Annotated in this window: 7 protein-coding genes and 2 tRNA genes; 5 read left to right on the forward strand and 4 right to left on the reverse strand. The window is 66.6% G+C overall.

Features of this window, described 5'->3' with window-relative positions; genetic code table 11:
• Both A9W95_RS10400 and A9W95_RS10405 read right to left on the reverse strand, forming a co-directional pair.
• A partial coding sequence (locus A9W95_RS10400) for an MFS transporter (RefSeq protein ID WP_067411761.1) occupies positions 1 to 1,048 on the reverse strand: 1,048 nt, incomplete at its 3' end.
• A gap of 70 nt (positions 1,049 to 1,118) precedes the next feature.
• Entirely contained in the window at positions 1,119 to 2,369 is a 1,251-nt protein-coding gene (locus tag A9W95_RS10405; RefSeq protein WP_067411763.1) for an MFS transporter, read from the reverse strand.
• 139 nt (positions 2,370 to 2,508) lie between these two features.
• On the opposite strand from A9W95_RS10405, the gene A9W95_RS10410 reads away from it, so the two are divergent.
• The 4 genes from A9W95_RS10410 to A9W95_RS10425 all read left to right on the forward strand — a co-directional run bounded on the left by A9W95_RS10410 (position 2,509) and on the right by A9W95_RS10425 (position 5,120).
• Positions 2,509 to 3,306, forward strand: a complete 798-nt coding sequence (locus tag A9W95_RS10410) for a fumarylacetoacetate hydrolase family protein (protein ID WP_067411766.1) — start codon at positions 2,509 to 2,511, stop codon at positions 3,304 to 3,306.
• Entirely contained in the window at positions 3,303 to 4,769 is a 1,467-nt protein-coding gene (gene gltX / locus A9W95_RS10415; protein WP_082983018.1) for a glutamate--tRNA ligase, read from the forward strand. The genes A9W95_RS10410 and gltX overlap by 4 nt, the downstream gene beginning before the upstream one ends.
• Before the next feature lie 134 nt (positions 4,770 to 4,903).
• A tRNA-Gln gene (locus A9W95_RS10420) sits at positions 4,904 to 4,975 on the forward strand.
• 72 nt (positions 4,976 to 5,047) lie between these two features.
• A tRNA-Glu gene (locus tag A9W95_RS10425) sits at positions 5,048 to 5,120 on the forward strand.
• A gap of 6 nt (positions 5,121 to 5,126) precedes the next feature.
• On the opposite strand, the gene A9W95_RS10430 is transcribed toward A9W95_RS10425, so the two are convergent.
• Positions 5,127 to 5,648 (reverse strand): PPOX class F420-dependent oxidoreductase, encoded by a 522-nt coding sequence (locus tag A9W95_RS10430; protein WP_067411769.1) that lies wholly within the window; start codon positions 5,646 to 5,648, stop codon positions 5,127 to 5,129.
• 138 nt (positions 5,649 to 5,786) lie between these two features.
• Positions 5,787 to 6,488: an IclR family transcriptional regulator gene (locus tag A9W95_RS10435; RefSeq protein ID WP_067411771.1), complete on the reverse strand. Its 702-nt coding sequence runs from the start codon at positions 6,486 to 6,488 to the stop codon at positions 5,787 to 5,789.
• 80 nt (positions 6,489 to 6,568) lie between these two features.
• Here A9W95_RS10435 and A9W95_RS10440 point away from each other — a divergent pair.
• On the forward strand, positions 6,569 to 7,435 hold an 867-nt coding region (locus tag A9W95_RS10440; protein ID WP_253851621.1), incomplete at its 3' end, for an aconitase family protein.

The following is a 7,435-nucleotide window of genomic DNA, read 5'->3' on the forward strand; positions in this document are numbered from 1 at the left end:
CCCGTTGGGTGGTGTTCTGGATGCCCAGCGCGCGTCCACTCCAGAACGGCCCGGCGAACTCGGTGATCGCGGTCGCCTCCAGCCCGTTGTCGAGCGTCGCGATGACCGAGATGGCGATCATCAGCGGCACGTCGTACCGCGAGTCGATGTGGTCGGACAAGGCCAGCAGAAACAGCGTCATGGCCGCGGCGACCGCGATCACCGCGACCGGTTGCATGCGCGAGCCGATGCGATCCGACCAGCGGCCGACGGCGATGCGGCCGACGGCGCCGAGCAGCTGAGAGATGGTCATCAAACCGCCGGCCGCGGCGACCGACCAGTGGTGGTGGTTGATCAGCCACACCAGCATGAAGGTGACGGTCACCGTTTGCGGCATCATCAGCAGCGCCGAAACCGCGTGGATGCGCCACAACACTGACGAGCCGCGATAGGGACTGGCCAACTCCTCACCGGTGGCCGACTGCCGGTTCTTGCGCGGTGGATCCGTGACGCCGATCAGACTGGCCACCGCGGCCGCCGTACAGGCGATTGCCGGGAACAGCAGACCGGCCTGGGCGCCCCGCTCCGCTAGCTCCGGTATCACCAACGCGCCCAAGGCGATACCCAGCGGCTGCGCGGTCTGCCGTATGCCCATCGCCAGGCCGCGCTGCTCGGGCGGAAACCATCCCGACACCAAGCGGCCGCCGGCGCTGTTGCAGCTCGCGGCGGCCATGCCACCCAGGAACAGGAAGACGCCGATCATCACCAGGGAGTGCATGGACGCCGCGGCATAAGCGGCGGCCGCGGTCAGAGCCGAACCGACGGTCATGACGATGCGCTCACCGACCCGATCCAGCACATACCCCCACGCGACCAGCGTCACCACCATTCCCCAGCTGGGCATTGACGCCAGCAAACCCGCTTGGGTCAGCGGGGTTTCGCGGTTGCTCTGCAGCGCCGGGATCAAGAATGCGACTCCGTTGATGAACAGGAACGAGCTGGCCGTCACAACCAATGAGACGACCACGATCGACCAGCGGGCGGCGGTGCTGGTCGGATTTTTGAGCATCCCACCATGCTGACATAACCCGCTGTTCACCCGCTGGCAGCGAGACGGCGCTGAGTCGAAAGACGAAGCGTCAGTCCGGGGAACGAACAGGCTTGCGCCGGAAGCGCCGAACGGGTTGCTGCTCGGGTCTTTCGGCCGAATCTGGTGCGGGCAATGCGGCGGGCACTAGTGGCACCGCCGCCAACGGGAAAAGACCACACAGCGCGAACGCCAACGGATAGCCGGTCGCTGCGATGAGCGTCCCGAACAGCGGGGGTCCGGCCAGTGCCATGACCCGCTGGGCGGTGTTCTGCACGCCCAATGCCCGCCCGCTCCAGTACTGGCCGGCGAACTCCGTGATGGCCGTGGCCTCCAGCCCGTTGTCCATTACCGTGATGACCGCCGCCGACATCATCAACGCCACGGCGAGCGGCGCGACGATGTCATTGGTGAGCGCCAGCAGCAGCATCGCCAGGCTGGTCCCGGCCGCGACGATGCGGATCGGGCGCATCCGCGAGCCGATGAGATCCGACCACCGCCCAGCGGCGATCCGGCTGGCAGCGCTGAGCAATTGCGTGACGGTCACCAGTGCACCGGCGGCATCCGGTGACCAGTTGTGGTCGTCGATCAACCACACCAGCATGAAGGTCACCGTCACCGACTGTGGCACGACCATCAGCGCGGAAAAGGCGTGGATCCGCCACAGCATGGCGGTGCCGCGATAGGGGTTGGCCAGCTCGTTCTGGCTGACGTCGCGGGGCGGCAGGCGCGGCGGGTCGTGGGCGGCCAGAGCCGCGATGACGGCGGCCGCCGCACACGCCGACGCGGGGAACAACAACCCCAAAGCCGGACCGTGCGCGGCCAGCCGCGGAATCACCATGGCGCCGACGGCGATTCCCAGCGGTTGCGCCGTCTGGCGGACCCCCATCGCCACACCGCGTTGGTCGGGCGGGAACCAGCCCGCAACGAAGCGGCCGCAGGCGGGATTGCAGCTCGCGGCCGCCATGCCGCCCAGGAACAGGAAGATGCCCATCACGACCAGCGAGTCCACGGTCGACGCGGCGTAGGCCGCGATGGCGGTCAGTGCCGACCCGGCGGTGAGCACGATTCGCTCTCCTACTCGATCGGCGACATAGCCCCAGCCGATGAGCGTGACGACCATGCCCAGGCTCGGCATCGCCGAGAGCAGCCCGGTCTCCGACAGTGGTGTGCCGCGTGCGGCCTCCAGCGCAGGTATGAGAAACGGGACGGCGTTGATGAAACAGAATGCGCTGGCGGTCACCCCCACCGCGATCCCGACCATCGACCAGCGGGTGACCGCGCTGGTCGGGTCCATGGGCATCAAACATGGTTGCACACATGTTAGATAAAGTGCGCCGTCTGTTACCAACTAGTTTTCCCGCGGTTCACCGCCGCGACGACACCGCGGCCGCACTACCCGCCGCGTGAGGCGGCGGCCGACACTGGTTAGGCTCATCGGAATGCGCCTTGGTCGAATTGCCAGCCCAGACGGAGTCGCTTTCGTCAGTATCGACGGCGAACTCGACGACCCCAGTGGCATGACGGCACGAGAGATCGCCGAGCATCCCTTCGGGACACCGAATTTCACCGGCCGGTCCTGGCCGTTGGCCGACGTCCGGTTGCTCGCCCCGATATTAGCCAGCAAGGTGGTCTGCGTCGGGAAGAACTACGCCGACCACATCGCCGAGATGGGCGCCCAGACCGGCCCCGCACCGGCCGACCCGGTGATCTTCCTCAAGCCCAACACCGCGATCATCGGCCCCAACGTGCCAATCCGATTGCCGGCCAATGCATCCCCGGTGCACTTCGAGGGTGAGCTGGCCATCGTCATCGGCCGGCCGTGCAAGGACGTCCCCGCCGCGCAGGCTGCCGACAGCATCCTCGGGTACACCGTGGGCAACGACGTGTCCGCCCGGGATCAGCAGCAGGCCGACGGTCAATGGACCCGGGCCAAGGGGCATGACACCTTCTGCCCGGTGGGTCCGTGGATCGTCACCGACATCGACCCGGCCGACATCGAGTTGCGTACCGACGTCAACGGCGAAATGAAGCAACACTCCCGGACCTCGCTGATGATCCACGACGTCGGCGCCATCGTGGAATGGATTTCGGCCGTCATGACGCTGCTGCCCGGCGACCTCATCCTCACCGGAACTCCCGCCGGTGTCGGCCCCATCGAGGACGGGGACACCGTCTCGATCACCATCGAAGGCATCGGCACATTGAGCAATCCTGTTGTGCGTAAGAGAAAGTCGTGACCGCCGGGGTTCGGGTCCGGTTCTGCCCGTCACCCACCGGCATCCCGCACGTCGGAATGGTTCGTACCGCGCTGTTCAATTGGGCCTACGCCCGGCACACCGGCGGCACGTTCGTGTTCCGCATCGAAGACACCGACGCCCAACGCGACACTGAGGAAAGCTATCTCGCACTGCTCGACGCGTTGCGCTGGCTGGGTCTGGATTGGGACGAAGGGCCTGAGGTGGGCGGACCATACGGGCCGTACCGGCAATCGGAGCGCCGAGAGATCTATCGCGACGTGGTCACGCGGCTACTCGCGGCCGGCGAGGCCTACGAGGCCTTTTCGACCGCGGAAGAGGTGGAGGCCCGGCACGTGGCCGCCGGCCGCAATCCCAAGCTCGGCTACGACAACTACGACCGCACCCTGACCGACGCGCAGCGCTCGGCCTACCGGGCAGAAGGCCGCCAGCCGGTGGTGCGCCTGCGGATGCCTGACGAGGCCCTGACCTGGACCGACCTGGTGCGCGGTCAGACCACCTTCGCCGCCGGCTCGGTGCCCGACTTCGCGCTCACCCGCGCCAACGGAGATCCGTTGTACACCTTGGTCAATCCGTGCGACGACGCCCTGATGAAGATCACCCACGTCTTGCGCGGCGAGGACCTGCTGCCGTCGACCCCGCGTCAGCTGGCGCTCTACCAAGCGCTCATCCGGATCGGAGTGGCCGAGCGCACACCCGAATTCGCGCACCTGCCAACGGTCTTGGGTGAGGGAACCAAGAAGCTTTCCAAGCGCGACCCGCAGTCGAATCTGTTCGCGCACCGGGAGCGGGGGTTCATCCCTGAGGGCCTGCTCAACTACCTCGCGCTGCTCGGCTGGTCGATCGCCGACGACCACGACCTGTTCAGCCTGGCGGAGATGGTGGCCGCCTTCGATGTGGTCGACGTCAACTCCAACCCCGCCCGGTTCGACCAGAAGAAAGCCGATGCGCTCAACGCCGAGCACATTCGGCTGCTCGACCCGGCCGACTTCGCCGGCCGATTACGCGAATTCTTCGCCGCACACGGCCGGCGTATCGACCTGGACGAAGCCGCCTTCGCCGTGGCCGCCGACCTGGTGCAGACCCGTATCGTCGTGCTCAGCGACGCCTGGGAGCTGCTGAAGTTCCTCAACGACGACGAGTACGCGATCGACCCGAAGGCCGCCGCCAAAGAACTGTCCGCCGAGGGCGGCCCGGTGCTGGACGTGGCACTGGTCGCGCTCAACGGGGTGACGGAATGGACGGCGACGGCCATCGAAGTGGCCCTCAAAACCGCGCTGATCGAGGAATTAGGACTCAAACCGCGCAAAGCGTTCGGGCCGATCCGAGTGGCCGCGACGGGAACAACAATCAGCCCGCCGCTGTTCGAGTCGCTGGAGCTGCTGGGCCGCGACCGCACGCTACACCGGCTGCAGGCCGCACGAGAACAGGTCGGCCCCGCCTAGCGCGGAGCTAAATAGGAACCGACCAAGCGATTTGGTAGTCTGCACGTCGGCCTACAAAGGCAGGCAGCCAGCGCTTCGACCGACGCGGACCAACGCCCGCAAAAGCGCTCTGACCAGCTGTTATAGGCGGCCCATGGGGTATGGTGTAATTGGCAACACAGCTGATTCTGGTTCAGCCATTCTAGGTTCGAGTCCTGGTACCCCAGCAAAGTTCCGCCCGCGCAAGCGATTAGGCGGGTGTACCGCGGTGAGCTATGCTGACTGCTCGGATCGGTTCTGGCCCCGTCGTCTAGCGGCCTAGGACGCCGCCCTCTCACGGCGGTAGCGTGGGTTCGAATCCCATCGGGGCTACAAAACTTATTGGCCGGTCTGCGCGTTGCCTTTCGCGGCCGGTGCGGTCGTCCCGCCCACCGGCATCTTCGGCAGACCCAGCTTGCGGTGATCCCACGAGCGCGTGCGCTGGCTCACGATGCGCACGCCGACGCGCTTGTTCATCATCTGCTCCACGAACGGCTTGACGTCCTCGCTGTAGGGGCCGGTGTAGCGCTCCCAGACGCTGACGCCCACGCGGTGCAGGGCGTCCGGGTCCTCGACGATCTCGGCGGTGCCCTCGAACGACACTCCCCGCAGGGTGTCGTAGGTGTCGCCGTCTTCGAGCAAGAAGCTCACCCGGGGGTCGCGTTTGAGGTTGACCGCCTTTTGCGACTTGGCTTTGGTCTCGAGCCAGATCTCCCCGTCGACCACCGCGTACCACATGGCGGTCAGATGCGGTTGGCCGTCGCGGCCGATGGTGGCCAGCGTTCCGGTACGGCTCGAATTGACGAAATCGGCGATCTCCGCCTCGGACATGACGATGTCGGCGCGCTGGTTGGTTCCCATGGCGTCAGTCTGTCAGGCCGCGTCGGTACGGGTTGCTTCGACTGTGTACCGGCGACTTCGAGCGTGCGCCGCGGGCGCGCACATCGCGTTATTCCCGCCGTGGACGCGCACTGAAGACCGTGAACGCACACCCGCGCGCTACAGCCGGCGCGCCAGGGCGTCCGCCGCGGCCAACAGGTCGGCTGCCCACCGCGCGCCGGGTCGACGGCCGATGCGGTCGATGGGACCCGAGACCGAGATTGCGGCCACCACGGTGCCCCGGCCGTCGCGAACCGGCGCCGAAACGCTTGCCACACCCGGCTCACGTTCGGCCACGCTTTGAGCCCAACCGCGCCGACGCACCTCGGCGAGCACCCGGTCGGTGAACTTGGCACTCGGTAACACCGCCGCCTGCGTCGCGGCGTCACTGTAGGCCAGCAAGACTTTGGCACCCGAACCAGCCGTCATCGGCAAACGCGCGCCTACCGGCACCGTATCGCGAAGCCCCGCAGTAGGTTCCAGCGCCGCCACACACACCCGCGAAGTGCCTTCCCGGCGGTACAACTGGACGCTCTCGCCGGTGCTTTCCCGCAATTGCGGTAGCACCGCCGCGCTCGCGGCCAGCAGCGGATCGTTGACGTGAGCGGCCAATTCGGCGACCCCGGGCCCTAGCCGCCAACGGCCCTCCTCGTCGCGCCCCAGCAAGCGGTGCACCTCCAGGGCCGCCGCGAGCCGATAAGTGGTGGCCCTGGGCAGACCGGTTCGCTCACACAGTTCGGCCAGCCCGCACGGGGATTCCGCGACCGCATGCAGGACGCCCACGGCTTTGTCTAACACGCCGATGCCGCTATGCTGTCTCATAGGGAGATACTAACGTCTCGCATCGTGAGATCACCAGCCCTGTTGGTCAGCGAGCCGTCACCGAACGAATCGAGGCAACCATGTCCGCCGAAACCCGCGCGCCCCGCACCTTGGCCGAAAAGGTGTGGGAGGACCATGTTGTGGTGTCCGGAGCGAGCTCTGATGCTCCCGACTTGATCTACATCGACCTGCACCTGGTGCACGAGGTCACCAGTCCGCAGGCGTTCGACGGCCTGCGGCTGGCCGGGCGCGGAGTGCGTCGTCCCGATCTCACGATCGCCACCGAGGACCACAACGTCCCCACCATCGACATCGACAAGCCGATCGCCGACCCGGTGTCGCGCACCCAGGTCGAGACATTGCGGCGCAATTGCGCGGAATTCGGTGTCCGGCTGCATCCGATGGGTGATCTGGAACAAGGCATCGTGCACGTCGTCGGACCGCAACTTGGCCTGACCCAACCGGGAATGACCGTCGTCTGCGGCGACAGCCACACCTCCACCCACGGCGCATTCGGCGCGCTGGCCATGGGGATTGGCACGTCGGAAGTGGAACATGTGCTGGCCACCCAGACGCTGCGACTGCGTCCGTTCAAGACGATGGCCGTCAACGTCGACGGCGAATTGCCTCCCGGCGTCTCGGCCAAGGACATCATCTTGGCCTTGATCGCCAAGATCGGCACCGGCGGTGGGCAGGGACACGTCATCGAATACCGCGGCAGCGCCATCGAATCGCTGTCGATGGAAGGCCGGATGACGATCTGCAACATGAGCATCGAGGCCGGTGCTCGCGCCGGCATGGTGGCACCAGACGAAACCACTTACGAGTTCCTGCGCGGTCGCCCGCACGCCCCCACCGGTGACCAATGGGACGCGGCAATGGCGTACTGGCAACAGTTGCGCACCGACGAGGGCGCCGTTTTCGACACCGAGGTGTATCTGGACGCC

Source organism: Mycobacterium sp. 1423905.2, assembly GCF_001673155.1.
Taxonomy (GTDB): domain Bacteria; phylum Actinomycetota; class Actinomycetes; order Mycobacteriales; family Mycobacteriaceae; genus Mycobacterium.